The sequence below is a fragment of the Actinophytocola oryzae genome, from assembly GCF_004364325.1.
Taxonomy (GTDB): Bacteria; Actinomycetota; Actinomycetes; order Mycobacteriales; family Pseudonocardiaceae; genus Actinophytocola; species Actinophytocola oryzae.
The window spans coordinates 249,485-272,977 of record NZ_SOCP01000004.1 but is presented as its reverse complement, the minus strand read 5'-3'; the positions used below and the strand labels follow the sequence as shown (position 1 = coordinate 272,977).

At 70.9% G+C, this 23,493-nt stretch carries 21 protein-coding genes; 14 read left to right on the top strand and 7 right to left on the bottom strand.

The window, feature by feature from the left end:
• Nucleotides 1-100: 100 nt before the first annotated feature.
• From CLV71_RS12200 to CLV71_RS12185, 4 genes are read left to right on the top strand one after another with little or no spacing between them, the layout of a single operon-like run.
• A complete protein-coding gene (locus CLV71_RS12200) occupies nt 101-1,021 on the top strand; it encodes an ABC transporter ATP-binding protein (RefSeq protein WP_133902814.1) in 921 nt (306 codons plus the stop codon).
• A complete protein-coding gene (locus CLV71_RS12195; RefSeq protein WP_133902813.1) occupies nt 1,014-1,886 on the top strand; it encodes an ABC transporter permease in 873 nt (290 codons plus the stop codon). Before CLV71_RS12200 ends, CLV71_RS12195 begins: the two co-directional genes overlap by 8 nt.
• Nucleotides 1,883-2,794 carry an ABC transporter ATP-binding protein gene (locus CLV71_RS12190; RefSeq protein ID WP_133902812.1) on the top strand — a complete coding sequence of 304 codons (912 nt, stop codon included), beginning with the start codon at nt 1,883-1,885 and terminating at the stop codon, nt 2,792-2,794. The genes CLV71_RS12195 and CLV71_RS12190 overlap by 4 nt, the downstream gene beginning before the upstream one ends.
• A complete protein-coding gene (locus tag CLV71_RS12185; protein ID WP_133902811.1) occupies nt 2,791-3,504 on the top strand; it encodes an ABC transporter permease in 714 nt (237 codons plus the stop codon). The genes CLV71_RS12190 and CLV71_RS12185 overlap by 4 nt, the downstream gene beginning before the upstream one ends.
• A gap of 49 nt (nt 3,505-3,553) precedes the next feature.
• Here CLV71_RS12185 and CLV71_RS12180 read toward each other — a convergent pair whose 3' ends face one another.
• Both CLV71_RS12180 and CLV71_RS12175 read right to left on the bottom strand, forming a co-directional pair.
• The gene (locus CLV71_RS12180) at nt 3,554-4,663 is read right to left on the bottom strand and encodes an MBL fold metallo-hydrolase (protein WP_243866387.1); all 1,110 of its coding nucleotides are present in this window, start codon (nt 4,661-4,663) and stop codon (nt 3,554-3,556) included.
• Nucleotides 4,664-4,707: 44 nt separating this feature from the next.
• Complete coding sequence (locus CLV71_RS12175; RefSeq protein ID WP_208297529.1) at nt 4,708-6,147, bottom strand: acyl-CoA synthetase; 1,440 nt, start codon at nt 6,145-6,147, stop codon at nt 4,708-4,710.
• 152 nt (nt 6,148-6,299) lie between these two features.
• Between CLV71_RS12175 and CLV71_RS12170 the strand changes: the two genes are divergently transcribed.
• Complete coding sequence (locus CLV71_RS12170) at nt 6,300-6,761, top strand: anthrone oxygenase family protein (RefSeq protein WP_166664057.1); 462 nt, start codon at nt 6,300-6,302, stop codon at nt 6,759-6,761.
• Here the strand turns inward: CLV71_RS12170 and CLV71_RS12165 are convergent.
• Together CLV71_RS12165 and CLV71_RS12160 are read right to left on the bottom strand one after the other, a co-directional pair.
• Nucleotides 6,758-10,351 carry a WD40 repeat domain-containing protein gene (locus CLV71_RS12165; RefSeq protein ID WP_133902809.1) on the bottom strand — a complete coding sequence of 1,198 codons (3,594 nt, stop codon included), beginning with the start codon at nt 10,349-10,351 and terminating at the stop codon, nt 6,758-6,760. The two genes, CLV71_RS12170 and CLV71_RS12165, sit on opposite strands and share 4 nt — an antisense overlap.
• Before the next feature lie 227 nt (nt 10,352-10,578).
• Nucleotides 10,579-11,667 carry a cytochrome P450 gene (locus CLV71_RS12160; protein WP_208297528.1) on the bottom strand — a complete coding sequence of 363 codons (1,089 nt, stop codon included), beginning with the start codon at nt 11,665-11,667 and terminating at the stop codon, nt 10,579-10,581.
• Between the two features lie 92 nt (nt 11,668-11,759).
• Here CLV71_RS12160 and CLV71_RS12155 point away from each other — a divergent pair, with 92 nt between their 5' ends.
• The 9 genes from CLV71_RS12155 (at nt 11,760) to CLV71_RS12115 (ending at nt 21,445) form a co-directional block, all read left to right on the top strand.
• Nucleotides 11,760-13,262: a sugar ABC transporter ATP-binding protein gene (locus CLV71_RS12155; RefSeq protein WP_133902808.1), complete on the top strand. Its 1,503-nt coding sequence runs from the start codon at nt 11,760-11,762 to the stop codon at nt 13,260-13,262.
• Entirely contained in the window at nt 13,259-14,272 is a 1,014-nt protein-coding gene (locus CLV71_RS12150; RefSeq protein ID WP_133902807.1) for an ABC transporter permease, read from the top strand. The genes CLV71_RS12155 and CLV71_RS12150 overlap by 4 nt, the downstream gene beginning before the upstream one ends.
• Nucleotides 14,262-15,293, top strand: a complete 1,032-nt coding sequence (locus CLV71_RS12145; protein ID WP_133902806.1) for an ABC transporter permease — start codon at nt 14,262-14,264, stop codon at nt 15,291-15,293. The genes CLV71_RS12150 and CLV71_RS12145 overlap by 11 nt, the downstream gene beginning before the upstream one ends.
• Complete coding sequence (gene rhaS, locus CLV71_RS12140; protein WP_133902805.1) at nt 15,202-16,278, top strand: rhamnose ABC transporter substrate-binding protein; 1,077 nt, start codon at nt 15,202-15,204, stop codon at nt 16,276-16,278. Before CLV71_RS12145 ends, rhaS begins: the two co-directional genes overlap by 92 nt.
• Nucleotides 16,278-16,598 (top strand): L-rhamnose mutarotase, encoded by a 321-nt coding sequence (locus tag CLV71_RS12135; protein ID WP_133902804.1) that lies wholly within the window; start codon nt 16,278-16,280, stop codon nt 16,596-16,598. The genes rhaS and CLV71_RS12135 overlap by 1 nt, the downstream gene beginning before the upstream one ends.
• 10 nt (nt 16,599-16,608) lie before the next feature.
• On the top strand, nt 16,609-17,775 hold the full coding sequence (gene rhaI, locus CLV71_RS12130; protein ID WP_133902803.1) for an L-rhamnose isomerase: 1,167 nt from the start codon (nt 16,609-16,611) through the stop codon (nt 17,773-17,775).
• Nucleotides 17,775-19,151, top strand: coding sequence for a BNR repeat-containing protein (locus CLV71_RS12125; protein ID WP_133902802.1), 1,377 nt, complete (start codon nt 17,775-17,777; stop codon nt 19,149-19,151). The genes rhaI and CLV71_RS12125 overlap by 1 nt, the downstream gene beginning before the upstream one ends.
• Nucleotides 19,152-19,161: 10 nt before the next feature.
• The gene (locus CLV71_RS12120) at nt 19,162-20,568 is read left to right on the top strand and encodes an L-fucose/L-arabinose isomerase family protein (protein WP_133902801.1); all 1,407 of its coding nucleotides are present in this window, start codon (nt 19,162-19,164) and stop codon (nt 20,566-20,568) included.
• Nucleotides 20,569-20,914: 346 nt separating this feature from the next.
• Nucleotides 20,915-21,445, top strand: coding sequence for a hypothetical protein (locus CLV71_RS12115; RefSeq protein ID WP_133902800.1), 531 nt, complete (start codon nt 20,915-20,917; stop codon nt 21,443-21,445).
• On the opposite strand, the gene CLV71_RS12110 is transcribed toward CLV71_RS12115, so the two are convergent.
• The 3 genes from CLV71_RS12110 to CLV71_RS12100 are packed head-to-tail and all read right to left on the bottom strand — an operon-like array spanning nt 21,438 to nt 23,489.
• Entirely contained in the window at nt 21,438-22,253 is an 816-nt protein-coding gene (locus tag CLV71_RS12110) for an amidohydrolase family protein (protein ID WP_133903245.1), read from the bottom strand. The two genes, CLV71_RS12115 and CLV71_RS12110, sit on opposite strands and share 8 nt — an antisense overlap.
• Complete coding sequence (locus CLV71_RS12105; RefSeq protein WP_133902799.1) at nt 22,246-23,184, bottom strand: aldo/keto reductase; 939 nt, start codon at nt 23,182-23,184, stop codon at nt 22,246-22,248. Before CLV71_RS12105 ends, CLV71_RS12110 begins: the two co-directional genes overlap by 8 nt.
• Nucleotides 23,181-23,489 carry an L-rhamnose mutarotase gene (locus tag CLV71_RS12100; RefSeq protein WP_133902798.1) on the bottom strand — a complete coding sequence of 103 codons (309 nt, stop codon included), beginning with the start codon at nt 23,487-23,489 and terminating at the stop codon, nt 23,181-23,183. Before CLV71_RS12100 ends, CLV71_RS12105 begins: the two co-directional genes overlap by 4 nt.
• Nucleotides 23,490-23,493: the final 4 nt, after the last annotated feature.

Sequence of the window (23,493 nt, the reverse complement as noted above, 5' to 3'; positions counted from 1 at the left end):
CGGGGTGCCCCGGCCGGCCCACACCCAGTCGAAACCTCAGGGTCGGCTCAGGGTTTCGACCTGATGTCCTTGACAGGGTCGTGCCAATACAGTCCGTGATGTGCCACTCATCGAGACAACGGCGCTGGAGAAGCGCTACGACAACAGGGTGACCGCGCTCGCGGACCTCACCTTCGCCATCGAGCCCGGAGTGGTCGGCCTGGTCGGGGTGAACGGGGCAGGCAAGAGCACGCTCATCAAGCTCGCACTGGGGTTGCTCGAGCCGACCGGCGGCCAGGTCCGGGTGCTGGGGCTCGACCCGATCGCCGACGGCGACCGCGTCCGTGCCCGGGTCGGTTACATGCCCGAACACGACTGCCTGCCACCGGACATGATCGCCGCCGAGTTCGTCACGCACATGGCGCGGGTCAGCGGCCTGCCGAAGGCCATGGCTCGGGAGAGAGCGTCCGAGACGCTCCGCCACGTCGGTCTCTACGAGGAACGCTACCGCCGCATCGGGGGCTACTCGACCGGCATGAAGCAGCGCGTCAAGCTCGCGCAGGCCCTCGTGCACGACCCCGAGCTGCTCCTGCTCGACGAGCCGACCAACGGCCTCGACCCGGCCGGCCGGCGCGCGATGCTGGACCTCGTCCACCGCATCGGCACCGACTTCGGCATCTCGGTCGTCGTCTGCAGCCACCTGCTCGGCGAGATCGAGCGGATCTGCACGTCACTGGTCGCCATCGACGCGGGCCGCCTGCTGCGGTCGGCGACGCTCGACTCGATGACCCAGGCCCGAGACATGCTGATGCTCGAGATCGACGAGAACGCCGAGGCGCTCTCCGCCGCGCTGACCCAGCAGGGGCTCGAGGTCCGTGCGGACAAGCGGGTGCTGCTCGTCCGCATGGACGACGAGGACGTCTACGACCGCATCCGCGACACCATCGCCGACCTCGACCTGTCCCTGCACCGGCTGGAGCGACAGCGCCACCAGGTGGCCGACCTGTTCCGCGACCTGCCCGAGGGGGCCGTCCATGTCTAGCCCGCTGCCCAACACCGGTGTCATCCACGACATCGGCTACCAGCACTACGAGGGCCCCCGCCTCGGCCGCGGCTACGCGATGCGCTCGCTGTACGTCCACAGTGTCCGGTCGGCCTACGGCCTCGGCCGCAGCGCGTGGGCCAAGCTGCTTCCCTTCGCGGTACTGGGTTTCGCGAGCCTCACGGCGTTGATCCTCGTGGTCGTCAACACCCAGCTGCCCGAGCCGGTTATCGACTACGTGGGCATCGCGTCCACCTTCACCTACGCGGCGACGGTGTTCGTCGCGGTGGTGGCCCCGGAGCTGGTGTCGGTCGACCTGCGCAGCAACCTGCTGCAGCTCTACCTGTCCCGCCCGCTGCGGCGCCGGGACTACGCGCTGACGAAGCTCGCCTCGCTCGCCACGGCCACGTTCGCGTTGTTCGCGATCCCCATGCTGATCATGTTCCTGGGCATGGCGTTCAACACGGACTCCGGCATCGGCGGCGTGTTCGACGAGCTGGGCGGCCTGTTGCAGGGCCTGGTGGCAGGCGCTGTTCACGCCGCACTGCTGTCCGCGCTGGGCCTGCCCCTCGCGTCGCTGTCCGGCAGGCGGGTGTTCGCCTCCGGGATGATCATCGCGGTGTTCCTGCTGACGACGCCGATCTCCGGTGCGCTGCAGGCGTTCGGCAGCGGGGCGCTGGCCGACCTCGGTGGTCTGCTGGATCCGTCGAGCCTGCTCAACGGCGTCGACCAGTGGATCTTCGGCCCCGGCATCGGCATCGTCCAGACCGGTTCGTTCGGCCCGGTGTACGCCCTGGTCACGGCGGCGTTGATCGCACTGGGCACGGCTTTGCTGGTCCTGCGCTACAAGAAGGTGAAATCGTGAGCAGTATCGAGCTCAACGGCGTTTCGCGTTGGTACGGGAACGTCGTCGCGGTCAACGACGTCACCCTCACGATCGGCCCCGGCCTCACCGGTCTGCTCGGCCCCAACGGCGCAGGCAAGACCACGGTCCTGCACCTGATGGCCGGGCTGCTCGCGCCGTCGCAGGGTGAGGTCACGGTCGGCGACGAGCCCGCGTGGCGCAACCCCGACATGTACCGCAACCTCGGGCTGGTCACCGAACGCGAGAGCGTGCCGGGGTTCCTGACCGCGTGGGAGTTCGTGCTCGCGAGCGCCAAGCTGCACAAGCTGCCCAACCCCGAGGAGGCGGCCCGGGCCGCGCTCTCCATTGTGGAGCTGGTTGACGCGCAGGACCGGCGCATCTCGACGTACTCCAAGGGCATGCGGCAGCGCAGCCGGGTCGCGGCGGCGCTCGTGCACGACCCGAAGGTGCTGTTGCTCGACGAGCCGTTCAACGGCATGGACCCGCGTCAGCGCCTGCACATGATGACGCTGCTGAACAAGATGGCCGACGAGGGGCGGACCATCCTGTTCAGCTCGCACATCCTGGAGGAGGTCGAGCAGCTCTCCGGGACCGTGCAGGTGATCGTGGCCGGCCGCCTCGCCGCGTCGGGCGACTACCGGCACATCCGGCGGCTGATGACCAACCGGCCGCACCAGTTCACGATCTCCTCGTCCGACGACCGCCTGCTCGCGACCGTCCTCATGGGACAGGACTCGGTGTCCGGGGTGAGCCTGGAGCCGACCGGCGTGCTGGTGCAGGCCAACGACTACGGCACGTTCACGCGCGCGATCGCGAAGCTCGCCCGTGAGCACAAGATCCGGCTGACGCAGATCCTGCCCTCCGACGAATCACTCGAGAAGGTCTTCTCCTACCTGGTGGCGACATGAACCTCACGATCATGAGCCTGACCCTGCGCGCCATGCTCGGCCGCAAGCGGGTCCTGATGCTCCTCCCGATGCCGGTCATCCTGATCGGGCTGACGGTGATCGGCGTCTTCTCCGGCGCCGACGATGACGACTGGGGACCGGTGGTGTTCGCCAACCTCGGGTTGAGCGTGATGCTGCCGCTGACCGCGCTGATCGTCGGCAGCAGCGCGCTCGGCCTGGAGATCGACGACGGCACGATCACCCACGTGCTGACGAAGCCGTTGCCGCGCAGCGAGATCATCCTGTCGAAGCTCGCGATCGCGTGGCTCGTCACCACGGTGGCGACGGGCCTCCCGCTCGCCGTGGCCGCGGTGATCGCCGGTTCCGGGTCGCTCGCGGTGGGCCTGGTGATCGGCTCCGCGATCGGCGGTCTCGCGTACAGCGCGTTGTTCCTCGCGCTGTCGGCGATGACCAAGCGGCCGGTCGCGGTCGGCCTGGTCTACCTGGTGCTGTGGGAGAACATCCTGGTCACCTATGTGAGCGGGGCGCGGATCTTCAGCGTCCGCCAGCACGCGACGGCCATCGCGGACTCGATCGGCAACACGCAGCTGATCAACTCGTCGGTGTCGGTGAGCACGGCGCTGGTCATGTCGGTGGTCTTCATCCTCGTCGGCACGATCGGTGCGACACAACGACTTCGCTCGTTCGCGCTGACCGGCGAAGCCAACTAGCGACAGACGGAGAGGTGGCCGGACACGTCGTGTCCGGCCACCTTCGTGCTCAGGCTACCTCGCGCCACCAGCCCTCCGGCTCACGCAGGTCGTCGACGTCGAGCGCCTGACCGGGCTTCGGGACGGCGATCCGGATGTCGTCGCCCGCCTTGAGCAGGCGTTCGACCGGTTCGGACCAGGAGTGCATGGCCAGGTTGAACGTGCCCCAGTGCACCGGCACCAGCAGCTCACCCCGCACGGCGCGGTGTGTCGCGACGCCTTCCTCCGGGGTCATGTGGATGTCGGGCCAGTACGGCGAGTACGCGCCGACCTGGATGAGGGTGACGTCGAACGGGCCGTGCTCCGCGCCGATCCGCTCGTAGCCGGAGAAGTGGCCGGAGTCGCCGGTGTAGAAGACCTTCCGGTCGCGGCCCGCGATGACCCACGACGCCCACAGGGTGCCGTTCCCGCCCGGCCGCAGGCGTCCCGAGAAGTGCCGCGCGGCGGTGGCGACGACTTCGACGTGGTCGACGGTGGTCCGCTCGTCCCAGTCCAGCTCGACGATGTTGGCGGTTGGCACGCGCCAGCGCTCGAGGTGTGCGCCGACCCCCAGCGGCACCACGAACGTCAGCGACGGCTGGCGCGCGAAGAGCCTGCGGACCGTCATCATGTCGAGGTGGTCGTAGTGGTCGTGGGAGATCACGACGGCGTCCAGCTCCGGCAGGTCGTCGACCGACCACGGCACCGGGTGCAACCGCTTGGGGCCGACCATGGTCGACGGCGAGACGCGGTCGCTCCACACCGGGTCGAACAGGAAGCGCTTGCGTTCCACCTCGACGAGCACGGTCGCGTGGCCGAGCCAGGACACCCGCAACCCGTCGTGGACCGCCGAGAAGTCGGGCGCGCCGACCAGCGGCACGGGACGGGTCGGCCGCCGGACCTCCTTGCCGAACACGAGGTCGCGGAGGGCGCTGCCGGACGGCGCCGCCACGGCGGCCTCGACGGCGTTGTGGAAGGCGCCGTCACGGAACTGGGGCGAGCGGCGCATCCGTTCGAGCCGCTCACCCCTCGGCTGGCCGCCGACGGCCGCGGGCACCTGCCAGCCGGCGAGCGCACCGGCCCCGACCAGCGCCCCGACGGGCGCGAGAAGCGCCGACCGGCGCACGAAGTCTCTGATCACAGCCCCATACTGCCCCCGGTTTGCTGAGAGCGCGTGCCGGCAGCCTAAGGCTGTGTTCGGCGCGGGGCCAGCGACCGCTTCATGACCTTGCCCATGTCGTTGCGGGGCAGGGACTCCAGGTAGCGCACCACCCTCGGTCGCTTGTGGGGCGCCAGCAGCCGGGCGACGTGGTCGGCCAGTTCCTCCGGCGCAGGCTCGGCACCCGAGGGGACCACCCAGGCCACGATGCGCTCGCCGAGGTCCTCGTCCGGCTCGCCCGTGACCGCCACCTCGGCCACCGCGGGATGTTCGAGGAGGGCGTTCTCGATCTCTCCCGCACCGATCTTGTAGCCGCCGCTCTTGATCAGGTCCGTCGCCCGGCGGCCCACGATCCGCACGTAGCCGTCCGGGTCGCGGACCGCCATGTCGCCCGTGCGGAACCAGCCGTCGTTCATCACCGCGTCGGTCGCGTCCTGGCGGTTCAGGTATCCGAGGAACAGGTTGTCGCCGGTCACCTCGATCTCGCCGACCGTCTCGCCGTCGTGGGCGTCCAGCAGCTCCCCTGCGTCGCCGACCAGGCGCAGGGACACGCCCGGCAGTGGCAGGCCGACCGCGCCGGGACGACGGTCGCCCGAGGCTCGCACGCTGCAGTTCATCAGCGTCTCGGTCATGCCGTAGCGCTCGACGACCCGCTGGCCCGTCGTCTCCGCGAGGCGCTGGTGGTCGGTCGCGGGCAGCGCGGCCGAGCCGGAGACCAGCAGGCGGGCGCCGCCGACCGCCTTCGCCAGCCCGGGGTCGTCGGCGCAGTCCATGGCAAGGCGGTGGTACATGGTCGGGACGCCGAACATCATCGTCGCGCCCGTGGTCAGGGCCTGCCCGACGGCCCGCGACGAGAACCTGCCGAGGTGGCGCACCGAGCCGCCCCTGCGCAGCGGGCCGAGCACGCCGACGATCAGGCCGTGCACGTGGAACAGCGGCAGGCCGTGGACCAGCACGTCCCGCTCGGTCCACTCCCACACCTCGGCCAGCGCGTCCAGGTTCGACGTCACCGCCCGGCGCGGCAGGACGACGCCCTTCGGCGGCCCGGTCGTCCCGGAGGTGTAGACCACGAAGGCCGGGGTCTCCGGCGCGGGCTCGACCGGCGGCGGCGTCGGATCGCCGCGTTCCAGGAGGACGTGCAGTGTCGGGATCTTCGCGAGACCAGGGGGCAGCGCGGCGTGCGGGGCGGCCAGCAGCATCTCGGGGGTGCTGTCGTCGATGATGTGGGCCAGCTCCCGCTCGCCGACCTTCGGGTTCAGCGGCACCACCGGCACGCCGGCCACCAGCGCACCCACCACCGCGGCGCACGTCTCGATCGTCGGGGTGGCCCACACCGCCACGCGGCCCCGTCCCCGCAGGTGACCGGCCAGCCCGCCTGCCACCTCCGCCAGCTCGCCGTAGGTCAGAGCCTGCTCGCCGAAGCGCAACGCCTCGCGGTCACTACCGGACACCAGTTCGGGGAACATGCCGACAACTATCACGCATGAGGGGCCGCCTGGGGACATCGATCGTCCGGCATTCCTGCCCGGCCGTCCACATCGTACATTTCGGTATCTTCGGGCAGCGGTCGCGACGTAGCCTCGGGTCACCGACTGGGATCCACTCCGGGAGCCGACCGTTGCCCACCCTCGCGCTCGTCGCCGCCCTGGTCAACCTCGTCCTGCTCGCGGCGGTGTTCGGGGTCTTCTTCACGTACTCGAACTCCGTCGTGCCCGGGCTGGACAGGACCGACCCCGAGCGAGCCGTCGAGGCCATGCGGAAGATGAACGCCGCGATCGTCAACCCGGCCTTCCTCGTCACCTTCGTCGGACCGCTCGTCACGTCCGCGGGGACGGGATTCCTGTTGCTGGGCCTGGACACGAGCGCGTCCGCCTACCTCCACCTCGGCGCCGCCCTCGTCTACCTCGTCGGCTCGCTCGCCGTCACCGGCCGGGTCAACGTGCCGCTCAACAACGCACTCGAGAACGGCACCGCCACCTGGGCCGACTTCTCCCCGCGCTGGCGGCGCTGGAACACCGTCCGCACGCTCTCCAGCGGTGCCGCCCTGGTCCTCTGCGGGGCGGGGCTCCACCTCGGCTAGCGGCACGGCGGGTCGTACGGGACGCCCGAGAGGTGGTTCTGCCACTCCCGCCTCGTGATCGGGTCGCCGACCCCGGCACACACCGACTCGACGACCGCCTCCTCCTCGGTGTGCCAGGAGTGGACGACCCGGTCCGCCCCGCCCGCCACCAGCATGTCGCCCGCCGGGCGGAACACCGCCGAGTCGAGCGGGGAACCCGACGCCGCCAGCACCGCCGCCACGGTCGGGTGCGCCGGGTCGTGGATGTGCCACATCCACACGGTCCCGTCGATGACGCTCGCCGCGAGCATCCGCCCGCGCGGGTGGAACGACAGCTCCTGCACCCGCCCGGCCGGGCCCGTCGCCGGTGGGCCGACGAGGTGCGGGGCGCCCGCGTCCGACACGTCCCACAGCCGCAGCAGGCCGTCGGCGCCGCCACTCGCCAGCAGGGTGCCGTCCGGGCTGAACACCGCGCTGTGCACGGAACCCGCGTCGAGCCTCGCGACCTCGCGGGTCGTCGTCCGGTCGAGCAGGTAGACGTGGTCGTCCGCGCTCGCCACCGCCAGGTGCCCGCCGTGGTGCTGCCAGCTCAGGTCGAGCACCGCGTCGCTCGGCGTGCGGAACACCGACACCTCGCGGGAGGCGAGGTCCCACACGCGGACCGCCGCGTCCTCGCCGCCCGCGGCGAGTCTCGTGCCGTCCTCGTCGAACGCCACCGCGTCGACCTTCCTGCCGACGACACCGAGCGAGTCGACCAGGCGCGGGTGCACCGGGTCGGTGAGGTCGTAGAGCAACACGTCGCCGTCGGCGGTGCCCGCCGCGAGCAGTTGGCCGTCGCCGGAGAGGTCACCCGCGCCGCTGAACGCGCCCGCGAGCCGCGTGAGCTGTGGGAGTCCCCTGTCCCACAACGCGACCTCGCCCTCCGCGAAGACCGCGAGGCGCGTGCCGTCGGCGCTGTAGTGGAGGTCGCCGATCTGTGCGGGTGCCCGTGTCGGGACCGCGTCGCGCAGGCTCCACCAGCGCAGTGCGCCGTCCGTCGCGGTGGTGACGATCGCGCCGCCGTTCGAGGTGAACACCGCCCGCGTGACGATGTCCGGGTGCGGCAGCGTCCGCACGACCGTCCACGTCCCGGTGTCCAGCACGTACACCGTCGAGTCCGCGCCGCTCGCGACGAGGTGACGGCCGTCCGGGCTGAACGCGGCGGTCGTGATCCGCACACCCCCCAGCCCCGACAGCGGCTTCCCCGGCCGGGGCGGGGCCGACGAGACGTCCCACAGCCGGACCGTGTCCTCGTTCTCCGGCCGCACCAGCAGCTGGCCGTCCGGCGCGTACGACACCATCGGCGCCGGCCGGTCGCGGGTCGCCAGCGCGGCCAGCTCGACGGGCGTGCCCGCGAGCGACCACACGTGCGCCGTGCCCCGGTCGGTGCCGAACGCCAGCTGGCCGCCCAGCGGTGAGTACTCCAGCGAGCGGACCCGCGCCGGGGACCGCACGCTCGGCAGCTCGCGTGGCACGCGTGGATCCTCGACCGCCCAGCGCTTGACCCGGTCCGCGCCGGCCACGGCCAGCTCGGCACCGGTCGGGTCGATGGCCACGCGCTCGACGGGGCCCGCGCCGCCGACCGAGCCGAGCCGGGCCGGGTGGCGCGGGTCGGACACGTCCCACAGGGTCACCGTCGACGTGCTGTCGCCGACCGCCAGCAGCTCGTCGTTCGGCGAGAGCGCGAGCGCGTACACCTTGGGTGCCGAGGACACGGACCGGTCGATGCCCGCGGGCATCGACGTGATCGCCCCGGCGCGGGTCAGGCCGTGCCGGGACTGGGTGAACAGGGTGACCGAGCCGTTGGTCGCGTCGCTCACGGCGATCGGGCCGCCGTGGGGCGAGGCCGCCAGCGCGGTCGAGGCCGCGCCGAGGTACCTGGCGGGCACCGGGTCGGACGACGTCTCCAGCAGCGTCGAGCGCGTGTCGCTCGTCGACGCCGTCCGGTAGCCGACGACGGCCAGCTGGGCCGCGAGCGCCGGGTCGGTCAGCCGCAGGCTCTGGACGGTCGCGGCGATCCGCTGGGACAGGGCGGTGTCGCGGGCGGCGTCGGCGTCGGTCCGCGCCTCGTCGGCCACCGCCGCGAACAGGGCCGCCACGACCACGGCGACCACCGAGGACGCCACGAGCACCCGCTGCCGCACGGTCCGCCGCCTGGCCGCGCGGGCGGCCTGCCACGCCTGCGCGTCGCTGTGCCGCAGGAAGTCCTTCTCCACCTGGCTCAGCCGCAGCACCCCGGACAGCACCGAGGTGTGCGCCTTCATCAGGGCGAGCCTGCCGCCGGACGCGAGCGCGGACGGGTCCCGCTCGCTCTCCACCCAGATCCTGGCCGCCTCGCTGATCTTGCGGTGCGCGCGGACGGCGTCGCGGTGGTCGTCGATCCACGACCGCAGGCGCGGCCAGGCCGTGAGCATCGCGTCGTGGGCCAGCTCGACCGTGCCGCCGTCCACCGTGACCAGCCGCGCGTCGGCGAGCCGGTCGATCACCACCCCGGCGCCGGGGTCGACGCTGCGCACGTCGGCGAGGTCGACGCGCCTGCGGGTCACTGACTCGTCGATCGACAGCATGCGCAGCAGCAGCTCGGGGGCCAGCTCCCGCTGCGCCGGGTCGAGCGCGGCGTACGCGTCCTCGGCGGTCCGCACCACGGCGCCGTCGATGCCGCCCGCCGCCTCGAAGCAGGCGAGCGTGAGCACGGTCCCCCGCCGCCTGCGCCACGTCTCCAACATGGCGTGGGACAGCAGCGGCAGCACCCCGGCCCGTCCCCTGGCCTCCTGCAGCACGGTCGCGACCAGTGCCCGCTCCACGGACAGGCCGACGGCGGCCGCCGGGCGGGTCAGCGCGTCCCGCAGCTCGTCCTCGCTCATCGGCCCGACCAGCACCTGGTTGGCGCGCAACGCCTCGGCGAGGCCGGGGTGCTCGGCGCAGCGACCGTAGTAGTCGGCGCGGACGGCCAGCACGACGTGCGTGTCCCGCCGCGCGAGCAGGGCGTCGAGGTACCGGTCCCGCTCGGCGTCGCCGTGCTGGGTGAAAAGCTCCTCGAACTGGTCGACGACCAGCACCTTCGCCTTGGCCGGGAGCGAGTCGGCCGGGGTCACGATGACCGGCCGCACGGACTTCAGCGCGGGTGCGAGACCGGCCGCGAGCAGCGAGGACTTCCCGGCACCCGAGGCGCCGAGCACCACCGTCACGGGATGCTCGCGCACCCGCCCGGCCAGCTCGGCCACGAGGTGCTCGCGCCCGAAGAACAGGTCGGCGTCCTGCCCGCGGAAGCCGGCCATGCCCCGGTAGGGCGCCCGGTCCGGGGTTGCCTCCCCCTCGGCGACGGTCCGCCAGCGCGCGGCCCACTCGTGTTCGTCGCCGCCGCACGCCACGGCGTAGGCCACCGCGACCGCGAACGTCGGCAGCCGCCGTCCGCCCGCCGCGTCGGCGAGCGTCGACACGGACAGCCCGGTGCGCTCGGCCAGTGAGCGGTAGGTCGGCCCGCCCGCACGCGCACGCAGCTCACGCAGTGCGACCGCGAACTCCTGGACCGCACCGTCCGCCGGGTCGACCGGTCGCTGTGGCCGCGGCATGGCGCTCCCCCACCTTTGTCCGGGCGCGTTGACGCTGTCGAACAACGTCGCACCACCGTAAACCTTGCTCAGCGGGGTGGGGAGGAAACCGTGTGACGCGGCCACCGAAGGGGCCGATCGGCCGCGTCCACCCCACGTCTCGGTGCGGGGCCGCCGCCCGGGCACCGAGATCAGGATGCGGCCCCGATGCGAAGGCAACCCCGTCCTTCGTGTCGGGGCCGCATTGTTCACCAGCTGACGGGTAGCTCCGGCGGCTTGCGGAACACGAGGCCCTCGGGCGTAACCGGCCGGTCCAGCCGCAGCGCGGGGAACCGGTCGAGCAGTCCGTCGACGGCGATCTCCGCCTCCGCGCGGGCCAGCCGGGCGCCGAGGCAGAAGTGCGGGCCGAGCGCGAACGACAGGTTGGCCCTGGCGTTGGGCCTGCGCAGGTCGAAGGTGTCCGGGTCGGTGAACACGGCCGGGTCGCGGTTCGCGCCCGCGATGGACACGCGGACCAGGTCACCCGCCCTGACGTGCGCGTCGCCGACGGTCACGTCCCGGGTGGCGTACCGGTCGACCACCGAGGCCGCGGGCTCCAGCCGCAGCGACTCCTCGATCGCGTCGGCCACCAGTGCGCGGTCGGCACGGACCTCGGCGAGCACGCCCGGGTGCGTCAGCAGGTGCAGCACCAGGTTCGCGACCATGCTCTCGGTGGTGTCGATGCCGCCGAACATGAGGACGGCCGCGTTGGCAACCATCTCCTCGGTCGTGAGCCCCTCGACGCCGAGCGGGATCCTGGCGCGCAGCTCGGCCATCGCCGCGGCACCGGCCGCCGTGGGCGATCGGCCGGAGGTCACCTCGGACACGGACTCGACGAGTGCCGCGTACCAGGAGCGGACGGTCGCCGGGTCGACGCCGGTCAGGCCGAGCGCGTCGGCCATCACCTCGACGGCGAGCGGCCCCGCGAAGTCCGCACGCAGCTCGGCGTGGGCCGCCGGGGCGAGGCCGTCGAGCAGCCTCGCCACGGCCGCGGTGACGAAGCCCGCGAAGTGGTCGCGCACCGGCCCCGGCCGGAACGGCGGCACGTACGGTTCCCGGTGCCTCGCGTGCTCGGCGCCGTCGAGCGAGAGCATGCTCGGTCCCACGACCGTCGCCGTGGAGAACCGGGGGTCGTCCACGGTGTAGGTGGCCGCGTCCCGCATGACGCGCTGGGCGAGCGCGTGGTCCGTCACCAGCCAGCCGTCGAGCACCGGCACCCAGGAGAGGGGCGCCTCGGCACGCAACCGCGCCAGGACCGGGTGCGGGTCGGCCGACAGCTCGGCGATCGTGGTGGTCACGAAACCGAAGCCTAAGTGCGTGGCTTGACTCACACTCGGGGGCTCGGCTACGTTGTCTGAAACGTTTCATGACGTGCAGGCGGTGAGCGCTCGTGACGGCATCGGTGCCCCCGCTGCTCGAACTCAGGGACGTGCACAAGTCCTTCGCCGCGGTCCACGCGCTGCGGGGCGTCTCCCTCGAGCTGCACGCCGGTGAGGTCCACGGGCTGGCCGGCGAGAACGGCGCGGGCAAGTCGACCGTGGTGCGCGTGATCGGCGGCGAGCACCGGCCCGACACGGGCGTCGTGCTGGTCGACGGCGAGCCCGTCGACTTCGGCGGCCCGAGGGACGCGCGACAGCACGGCATCGCGGTCATCCACCAGGAGCCGACGCAGTTCCCCGACCTCACGGTCGCGGAGAACGTGTTCATGGGCCGCCAGCCACTGCGGTCCTTCCGCCGCATCGACCGCGCCTCGATGAACGAGCGCGCCGCCGAGCTGTTCTCCTCGCTCGGCGTGCCCATCGACCCCGGCCGCGTCACGCGCGGGCTGTCGATCGCGGACCAGCAGATCATCGAGATCGGCAAGGCCCTGTCGGCGCAGGCGCGGATCATCGTGATGGACGAGCCGACCGCCACACTGTCCACTGTGGAGGCCGAGCGGCTGTTCCGGGTGGCGCGGCGGCTCGCCGACGGCGGCGCGGCGCTGCTGTTCATCTCCCACCGGCTCGAGGAGATGTACGAGATCTGCCAGCGCGTCACGGTGTTGCGGGACGGCTCGCTGGTGACGTCGTCGGCGATGGAGTCGATCACCAGGGACGAGCTGGTGCGAAGCATGGTCGGCCGGTCGGTCGAGCAGCTGTACCCGTCGCGCGACCACGAGGCAGGCGACGAGGCGCTCGTGGTGACCGGGCTGCGTCGTGCGGGCGTGTTCAACGACGTGTCGTTCTCGGTGCGGCGCGGGGAGATCGTGGGGCTCGCCGGGCTGGTCGGCTCCGGCCGGTCCGAGGTGGCGCGGGCGATCTTCGGCGTCGACTCGCTGGACGCGGGCATCGTCACCGTCGGCGGGAAACGGCTTCCTGGCGGGAATCCGCGTGCGGCCATCGCGGCAGGCGTGGCCATGGTGCCGGAGGACCGGCGTGAGCAGGGGTTGATCCTGGACCTGTCGATCGAGCGCAACGCAACGCTGCCGCGGTTGGGGGCGGTGGCGCGGTGGGGTCTGGTGTCCCGGTCGCGGGAGCGTGCGCTGGCGGGCCGGTGGGCCGACCGCCTCGGTGTGAAGCGGCGGCGGCTCGCCGACCCGGTGGCCACGCTGTCGGGCGGGAACCAGCAGAAAGTGGTGCTGGGCAAGTGGCTCGCCACCGAGCCGGTGGTGCTGATCGTGGACGAGCCGACCCGTGGCATCGACATCGGCGCGAAGGTGGAGGTGCACGCGCTGCTGTCCGAGCTTGCCGCGCAGGGCATCGCGGTGCTGATGATCTCCTCCGAGCTGTCGGAGGTGCTGGGGATGGCCGACCGGGTGCTGGTGATGCACGAGGGCAGGCTGACGGCCGAGCTGACCAAGGAGGAGGCCACGGAGGAGACGGTTCTCCAGGCGGCGACGGGAGGTGTGGGGTGACCAGGGTCTCCGCGAGGGCGTCCTCGTTCGCCGGGCGCGAGCTGGGCATCGTCGTCGCGTTCGTCGCGGTCGTGGCCGCGACGACCATCACGAGCCCGACCTTCCTGTCCGGGCAGGGCATCCACGACCTGTTCCTCAACGCCTCGATCATCGCGCTGCTGGCGATCGGGCAGGCACTGCTCGTGATCACCAGGAACATCGACCTGTCGGTCGGGTCCGTCATGGGGCTGACCGCATACCTGTCCGGGCAGCTCTTCCTCGTGGACAAGGACCTGCCGGTCATCGTGGTCGTGCTGGCGGGAATCGCGCTCGGGGCCGTGTGCGGGGCCATCAACGGGGCGCTGGTCGCCATCGCGAAGGTGCCCGCGCTCGTGGTGACCCTCGGGACGTTGTACGTGTACCGCGGCATCGACTACGCGTGGGCGTCCGGCACCGACACCACACAGATCAACGCCTACCAGATGCCGCAGGGCTTCCTGAGCCTCGGCTCCGGCTCGATACTGGGGATTCCCCACCTGACGCTGATCGCGCTGGTCGTGCTGGCCGTCGCCGCGTACGGGCTGCACAACTTCCGGGCCGGGCGCGAGCTGTACGCGATCGGGTCGAACCCGGACGCCGCGCGGCTCGCGGGCATCCCCACCGGGCGACGGGTGTTCGGCGCGTTCGTGATCTCCGGCGGGCTCGTCGGGCTCGGCGGCGTCATGCACGCCGCCTACTTCGGCACCATCAACGCGTCCGTCGGTACCGGCCGGGAGCTGGCCGTGGTCGCGGCGGTCGTCGTCGGCGGCGTGGCGATCTTCGGCGGCAGCGGGACGGTCCTCGGGGCGGCGCTCGGCGCGTTGCTGCTGACCACGGTGACCAGTGCGCTGCCGATCCTCGGTGTGCCGGCGTTCTGGCAGCGGGCCGTCGACGGCGCGGCACTGCTCGTGGCCATCTCGCTCGACCGGGCGTTCATGGTCCGGCTGGCCACGCGACTACGGGCCGAGAGGGCGGTGCGCCGTGCTGGGTAGGTTTCTGCGCTGGGAAAGCGTGCTGCTCGTGCTGTGCGTCGCCGTGTTCGTCGCCGGTTCCTTCAGCGACGGGTTCGGCGAGACGAGCAACATCAGCTTCCTGTTGCTGGACTACAGCGAGGTCGCGCTGCTCGCGTTCGCACTGCTGCCGATCGTGCTCACCGGCGAGATCGACCTGTCCGTCGCGTCGACGCTGGGTTTCTGCTCCGCGCTGACCGGGAAGCTGTGGGACGGCGGCATGTCGTTCGAGACGATCGTGCCGATCGTGATCGTGGCGGGGATCGTGCTCGGCGCGGTGAACGCGGTGCTCGTCGTCCGATTCGGCCTGCCGTCGCTGGCCGTCACCATCGGCACGCTGGGGCTCTACCGGGGCCTCGCGTACGTGCTGCTCGGCGACGGCGCCATCACCGGGTTCCCCGAGAACTACCGGCCACTGGCGACGGACTCGATCGGCGGCTCCTTCCTGCCCTACGCCACGCTGCTGGTGCTCGTGGTCGGTGCCCTCATCGCCGTCCTCGTGCACATGACCACCATCGGCCGGTCGCTGTACGCGATCGGACTCGGCACGGAAACGGCGCGGTTCTCGGGCATCCGGGTCAACCGCGTCAAGTTCTCGCTCTACCTGCTGTCCGGCTGCCTCGCCGCGATCGCCTCGCTGATCTACACCCTCCGCTACAACAGCGCCCGTGCCGACAACGCCAACGGCATGGAGCTGGTCGCCGTGGCGGCGGTGCTGCTCGGCGGGGTGTCGATCTTCGGCGGGCGCGGCACCGTGCTCGGCGTCGCGACGGCCCTGCTCGCCATGGCCGGGCTGCGCAACGTGCTGTTCCTCGACGACGTCAGCAACGAGATCCAGAACGTCATCACGGGCTTGCTACTGATTCTCTCCGTACTCGTCCCGGTCGTGTTCAAACCGAGGAGGACCAAAGATGTTCCGCTCGACCCGTCTGTTGTGGACACTGAGCGCCGGCCTGGCGCTGACACTGGTAGCCGGCTGCGGCGGGACCACCAAGGGGTCTGACGAGGCCGCCGGGAACGACACGGGCAACGCGACGGGAGCCGCGGCCGACCCCAACGCCAAGATCAAGGAAGGCCTGAAGATCGCCTTCCTGCCCAAGGAGATCGACAACCCGTACGAGGTGCTCGTCGACAAGGGCGGCGTCGACGCGGTGAAGGAGCTGAAGGGCGAGGGCAAGGAGGTCGGCCCGTCGGACGCGTCCGCGTCCTCGCAGGTCTCCTACATCAACACGCTGATACAGCAGCAGCAGGACGCGATCGTCATCGCCGCCAACGACCCCAACGCCGTCGCGCCAGCGCTCAAGGACGCGATGAAGAAGGGCATCGCGGTCGTCACCTACGACTCCGACGCCGCGGTCGACGCCAGGCAGATCTTCGTCAACCAGGCCAACTCCGAGGACATCGGCCGCGCGCAGGTGAAGCTGATCTCCGACCAGATCGGCGGCGCGGGCAAGATCGCGATCCTCTCGGCGACGCCGAACGCGACGAACCAGAACACCTGGATCGACTTCATGAAGGACGAGCTGAAGAAGCCGGAGTACGCCAAGCTCGAACTGGTCAAGGTCGCCTACGGTGACGACGACGACCAGAAGTCGTTCCAGGAGGCCCAGGGCCTGCTCCAGTCCATCCCGGACCTGAAGGGCATCATCGCGCCGACGACCGTCGGCATCGCCGCCGCCGCAAGGTACCTGTCCACCTCGCCGTACAAGGGCAAGGTCAAGCTGACGGGCCTCGGCACGCCGAACCTGATGCGTGAGTTCGTCAAGGACGGCACGGTCACCGAGTTCGCGCTGTGGAACCCGAACGACCTCGGCTACCTCGCCGGTTACACCGCAGCCGCGCTCGCGTCCGGGCAGATCAGCGGCAAGGAAGGCGAGAAGTTCAAGGCGGGCAAGCTCGGCGAGTACACGATCGGCAAGAACGGCGAGGTCATCCTCGGCCCGCCGACGGACTTCAACAAGGACAACATCGACGACTTCGACTTCTGATGCGACGTGTTTCCTTCCTGTTGAAGGTGAAGGCAGACCGGGCCGAGGAGTACTCGGCCCGGCACGCCCACGTGTGGCCCGACATGCTGGCCGCGCTGCGGGAGACCGGCTGGCGGAACTACTCGCTGTTCCTCCGGCCGGACGGGCTGCTCGTCGGGTACTTCGAGACCGACGACCTCGACGCGGCGCTCGCCGGCATGGCCTCCCGCGAGGTCAACACGCGGTGGCAGAACGAGATGGCGCAGTTCTTCGAAGGACTTGGTGGCGGCGCGCCGGATGAGGGCATCACGCCGCTGCAGGAGGTTTTCCACCTCGACTAGGAGTAGCGAAATGGCCGACACAGCAGCAGTCAAGGCGGCGCTGCGCACCCAGCACATCGAGACGCCGTCGTGGGCGTACGGCAACTCCGGCACCCGTTTCAAGGTGTTCGCCCAGGAGGGCGTGCCACGCGACGCGTTCGAGAAGGTCGACGACGCGGCGACGGTCCACCGGTTCACCGGGGTGGCGCCGTCGGTCGCGCTGCACATCCCGTGGGACCGCGTCGACGACTACGGCGCACTGGCCAAGCACGCCGACGAGGTCGGCATCGCGCTCGGCGCGATCAACCCCAACGTCTTCCAGGAGGACGACTACCGGCTCGGCAGCGTCTGCAACCCGGACGAGGCCATCCGCCGCAAGGCTCTCGACCACCTCCTCGAGTGCGTCGACATCATGGACGTCACCGGGTCGAAGGACCTGTCGCTGTGGTTCGCGGACGGCACCAACTATCCCGGCCAGGACTCGATCCGCGGCCGTCAGGAACGGCTTTCCGAGGCGCTGCACCGGGTCTACGAGCGACTGGGCGACAACCAGCGGATGCTGGTGGAGTACAAGCTCTTCGAGCCCGCGTTCTACACGATGGACGTGCCGGACTGGGGCACGAGCTACGCGCACTGCGTCGACCTCGGCCCGAAGGCGAAGGTGCTGGTGGACACCGGGCACCACGCGCCGGGCACCAACATCGAGTTCATCGTGGCGTTCCTGCTGCACCGCGACCGGCTGGGCGGCTTCCACTTCAACTCGCGCTTCTACGCCGACGACGACCTGATGGTCGGCGCGGCGGACCCGTACCAGCTGTTCCGGATCATGGTGGAGATCGTGCTGGGCGGGGGCCTCGACGCGTCAGCCGGTGTGGCGTTCATGCTCGACCAGTGCCACAACATCGAGCCGAAGATCCCGGCACTGATCCGGTCGGTGCTGAACGTCCAGGAGGCGACGGCCAAGGCGCTGCTCGTCGACCAGGACGCACTCCGCACGGCGCAACAGAACGGTGACGTGCTGGAGGCGAACGCGGCGCTGACCGACGCCTTCGCCACCGACGTGCGCCCGCTGCTGGCCGAGGTGCGCGAGGACCTGGGCATCGACCCCGACCCGATGGGCGCCTACCGCCGCTCCGGCCACTTCGACAAGATCCGCGTCGAACGGGCCGGCGGCGCGGCCGCTGGTTGGGGGGCGTAATGAGACGACTGGGGGTTCTACTGGCGTGCGTCCTGCTGTCCGGCTCGACGTTACACGCCACCGCGGCGGAACCATCGCCACGCGCGGCCGTCACGCTCCTGCGGGACACGCAGCTCGACCCGACCGCACTGTACTTCGTGTCCTACGACGGCCTGGTGAACAACGAGTCGTTCCAGCAGGACGCGATCCTCACCTACAACGGCTACCAGTACGCGACGTGGTACACGGCCGACCGGAGCGCGGTCGTGGCCAGGCGCACCCTCCCGGCCGGTGCCTGGCAGAAGGTGGTTCTCCCCCACCAACTGTCCACTGACGACTCCCACAACGTGATCTCGCTGGGTGTCTCACCGAAGGACGGCAGGCTGCACGTCGCGATGGACACCCACAACACGCAGGTGTTCTACGTGAAGTCCAGGGCAGGCCTGGCGTCCGCGCCACCCACGAGCTGGTCGTTGGCCGACTTCGGCGCGGTGCAACGGACCCTGGACGGCATCGACCTCGGCGGCATCAGCTACCCGCAGTTCGTGGTGACACCGGACAGGCGGCTGCAGTTCAGCTTCCGCACCGGCGGCTCGGGCAACGGCACCAACGAGCTGGCCGAGTACGACGGCTCGTGGCGGAAACTCGGCAAGTGGACGTCGGCGACCGGCAACTACACCGGCCCGAACGGCGTGGTGAGCACGACTCGCAACATGTACCTGCACGGCCTGACGTACGACTCGCGGGGCAGGCTGCACGCGTCGTTCACGTGGCGCGAGGGCAACGCGGGCGTGCTGTGCAACCAGGGTGGGCTCACCAACCACGACACGGGTTACGTGTACAGCGACGACATGGGCCGCACATGGCGGTCCAGTGGCGGCGCGTCCGTGGCCACGCCGATCGCGGTGAACCAGTCGCTGGTGGTCGACCCGCTCGACCCGAACCACGGCCTGATGAACCAGGAGAGCCAGGCCATCGACTCGTCGGGCGCCCCGCACGTGATCATCAGCTACGTGCCGGGCCGGTTCACGCAGTGCGTCACGAGCTACGCGGCGGACCGCACGCGGTGGGGCCGCACGTTCCACGTGATGCGCAAGGCGGACGGCACGTGGTCGAAGACCGAGGTGCCGATCCCGCCGAACGCGACGGGCCGCACACGCATCGTCTTCGACGGCGCCGACAACGCCTACCTGATCATGCCGTTCGGCAGGATCGTGGGGGCGACCAAGGCAAGCGGATGGTCCGACTGGACAACGCTGTTCGACCGACCGAGCATGAACGTGTTCGGAGAGGTGAACGTCGATCTGACGAACGGCGTCCTTTCCGTGCTGTACCAGCAACGATCGACCGGCACGACGCCGTCGCCGATCCGGGTCGCCGACTTCCGGATCGGCTAGGAGGTTTTCGATGAGCGACAAGAGGCGACCGAGGATCGGTCTGATCGCGGGCGGGCTGGGGGCGTACTGGCCGCAGTTCCCCGACCTGCTGCCGACGCTGCGGGAGTCGTCGCGGTACGTGAGCGAGCGGATCGCGGGCTACGACGCGGAGATCGTCGACGTCGGGTTCATCTCCGACGCGCAGGAGGGCGCCGTCGCGGCGGAGAAGCTGCGCGCGGCGGGCTGCGACCTGATCGTCGGGTTCCTCACGACGTACCTGACCGCGACGATGCTGATGCCCGTGGCGCAGCGAAGTGGCGCGCCCGTGCTGCTGATCAACCTGCAGCCGACGGAGTCCATGGACCACGCGACGTTCGACACCGGCCAGTGGCTGGCGTACTGCGGTGCGTGCCCGCTGCCGGAGATGGCGAACGCGTTCACCCGGGCGGGCATCGACTTCCGCAGTGTGTCGGGCTACCTGCGTGACGAGCGCGCGTGGGCGAAGATCGGCGCGTGGATCAGGGCCTCAGGCGTGCGCAAGGCGCTGAGGAACGGCAGGCACGGCCTGATGGGGCACCTGTACCCCGGGATGTACGACGTGGCAACGGATCTGTCGATGGTCAACGCGCAGTTCGGCGGCCACGTGGAGGTACTGGAGTTCGACGACCTGCGAGTACGCGTTGAGGACGTGACGAAGTCCGAGGTGGACGCACGGATCGCGGAGGCGGCCGAGGTCTTCGAGCTGACCGACTCGGTGAACGACGAGGACTTCGCCTGGGGCGCACAGGTTTCCGTCGGACTGGACCGGCTGGTGGCGGACTTCGACCTGGACAGCCTCGCGTACTACCACAGGGGCCTGAACGGCGAGCAGCACGAACGGCTTGGCGCGGGCATGATCCTGGGCGCGAGCCTGCTGACCGCCCGGGGCATCCCGGCGGCGGGCGAGTACGAGCTGCGGACGAGCCTGGCCATGCTGATCATGGACGTGCTGGGTGCCGGTGGGTCGTTCACGGAGTTCCAGGCACTCGACTTCACGCGTGGGCACGTGGAGATGGGCCACGACGGGCCGGCGCACCTGGGCATCTCGGCGAAGAAGCCGTTGCTGCGCGGCCTGGGTGTGTTCCACGGCAAGCGGGGCTGGGGCGTGTCGGTGGAGTTCGACGTGGCAACGGGCCCGGTGACCCTGCTGGGCGTGGGCCAGACCCGCGACGGCCGCTACACCCTGGTGGCCGCCGAGGGCGTGGTAGCGGACGGCCCACACCTGAAGATCGGCAACACGACCAGCCGCGTCGACTTCGGCCGAGACCCGGGCGAGTGGACCGACGAGTGGTCCGCGAGCGGCGTCGGCCACCACTGGGCACTGGGCACCGGGCACCGGCTGGCGGAGATCCGAGCGGTGGCAAGCCTCCTGGGAGTCGACCTGATCACCGTGGGCTGACGCGGAGCGGCCTCTGCGGCAGGGCGTGCCGGCGCGGGAGTTCTGGCGGTACAGCTCCTAGACCGGCACTCAGCGGGGCGGTGCACATCACCGTCGAGTCGGCCGCCTCGCGGTCGAAGCCCTTGGGCAGCCGGTCACCCGTGGCGTCAGCAGGGTGTCGCTGAACGTGATCACCTCCGGGAGGTCCAGCTCGAACGGCCGCCGAGCCGGGGAATGCCTCCTCCAGGTGATCGACGACGACCTGCGGACACCAAGCGGCCCGCGGCCCGGACCGTGCCGCTGTTCTCGCGCGGCCCTTGTCAATGTTCCTCTACCCGTCCCCCGTGCCCGCGCCGATACTGACGGGATGGGCACGCACGTCGAGCGGATCGAGCCCCTGGCCGGCAGGGAGCGCCTGCTGGCCTTCCGCTGGGTCTCGTTCATCATGGTCCTACCGGCGGCAGGCGCGATGGTCCTCATCTGCCTCATCCACGGGGTGACCGAGGCCCTCGTGCACCGATGGCCGGGGGCACTGGTCTTCGCGTTGGTGATGATGGTCGCGCCGTTGGCTTTCGTGACCGTCTTCACGTTCCCGCACCCGCACGCGGACCGGGAACGGGTCTCGCTGCTGGTCGACGAAGAGGGTGTCTACCTCGGTGGCCGAAGGCCCTACCGGATCGCCTGGGCCGACCTGGCCGAGGTCGCCCTGATCACCCGGCGCGGGATCGGGGACGTGTACTTCGTCGCGTTTCGGCGCCATGGCGCGAAGCGGAAGGCGAACTACCTGAAGTGGCGGCCTCGTCGGCGGTGCGTGGGCGCCGCGCCGTTCGACTCCGTCGAGCGGGCGGTGCGCGAGCACGCGCCGACGATGTGGATCACCTCCGTCACGGTCAGGTAGGGATCGGGTAGGCGCGGGCCGCGGTGCCGCCGAACACCTCCGCACGTTCCGAAGTGGACAGTGCGGCCGTGAAGTCCCGCGCGGCCGAGTAGACCTGGTCGTAGGTGGCCGCCAGCTCGCAGACCGGCCAGTCGGAGCCGAACATCACCCGGTCCGGGCCGAACGTCTCCAGCACGTGCGCCGCGTACGGGCGCAGCCCGTCCACCGTCCACCTCGTCCAGTCGGCCTCGGTCACCAGGCCGGACAGCTTGCAGAACACGTTGGGCCGCGCGGCTATCGACGTCAGGAACGCCGCCCACGGCTCGTAGCCGCCGTCCGCTATGGCCGGCTTCCCCGCGTGGTCAAGCACCAGCCGGACCCCCGGCACGGCGTCGGCCAGCTCCACCGCCGCCTCGTGCTGCTCCGGCTTCACCAGGATGTCGTACGTCAGCCCCGCCGCCGCCACCGCCCGGATGCCCCTGACCACCTCCGGGCGCACCAGCCAGTCCGGGTCCGGCTCGTCCTGCGCCTGGTGCCTGATGCCGACCAGCGGGCCGTCGCCCAGCTCCGCCAGCCGTTCGGCGACGTCCGGGGCCGTCAGGTCCACCCAGCCCACCACCCCCGCCACCAGCGACGAGGACTCGGCGACCGCCAGGAACTCGACGGTCTCCTCGACCGAAGACACCGTCTGCACCAGCACCGTCGCCGCCGCGGGGGTCACCGCCCGCAGGTCGGCCTCGGTGTACGGGCGCCCGATCGCGTCGAGGCCCGCCAGCCAGTCGTACGTGCGGCGCCTCGGGTCCCACAGGTGGTGGTGCGCGTCAACCAACCTCACGCAGCAACCCCTCCTCCACCAGCGCGGGCCACAGCTCCGCGGGCACCTCGGCCGCCGCCCGTGCCACGTTCGACCGCACCTGCGCCGCCGAGCTCGCCCCCAGCACCACCGACTCGACGGCAGGGTGCGCGGCGACCATCGCGATCGCCGCGACCGGCAGCTCGACACCGAACCGCGCGCACACGTCCGCGATCCGCTGCGCCCGCGTGACCAGCTCGCGCGGTGCCTCCTCGTAGTTGTACGTCGTGCCCGGCGTCGACGTGGCGAGGATGCCGCTGTTGAACACGCCCGCGGCCATCACCCGCACCCCGCGCTCGACGCACAGCGGCAGCAGCTCGTCCAGCGCGGGCTGCTCCAGCAGCGTGTACCGGCCCGCCAGCATGATCGTGTCCACGTCGGACTCGCGGACGAACCGCGCCAGGATCGTGTCGAAGTTCATGCCGAGGCCGACGTGGGACACCACGCCCTGCTCACGCAGCTCGATCAGCGCGGGCACGGCACCGGCCAGCGCCTCCTCGACGTGGTCCTCGCAGTCGTGCACGAACGCGATGTCGATCCGGTCCAGCCCCAGCCGGTCGAGGCTCGACTCCAGCGACCGCAGGACCCCGTCGCGGGAGTAGTCGAGGCGGCGGACGACCGTCGCGGGCACGTCGAAGCCCTGGTCGTCCCGCTCCCCCGCGTACGCGGGGTTCTCCTCCAGCAGCCTGCCGACCTTCGTGGACAGCACGTACTCCTCGCGTGGCCGCCCGGCCAGCGCCACCCCGAGCCGCCGCTCGGACAGGCCCACCCCGTAGTGCGGCGCCGTGTCGAAGTACCGGATGCCCTGCGACCACGCCTCGTCGACGATCTCGTAGGCGTTCTCGTCGCTCATCGCGCGGTAGAGGTTGCCGAGCTGCGCGCAGCCGAGGCCCAGAGGCACGCTCATGACAGCTCCCAGACGAGCTTGATGCCCGTGTCGTCGCCCGAGTAGTCGTCCTCGACGGCGAGCAGCTCCGACATGCGTGCCTGCCACGGCACGTTCGCCGGGTGGTCGCGCAGCGCGTGCCGCATGGCCTGGTAGTCCTCGACCTCCAGCACGTGGAACAGGTCGAGGCCGTCACGGAAGATCGCCCAGGATGACACGCCTGCATCGCGCAGCGCGACTTCCAGGTCACGAGGGATGACCGCGTGCACCTGTTCGTACTCCACCTCCCGGCCAGGCTTGAGGCGAGTGTGCAGTGCTACACGCATGTGT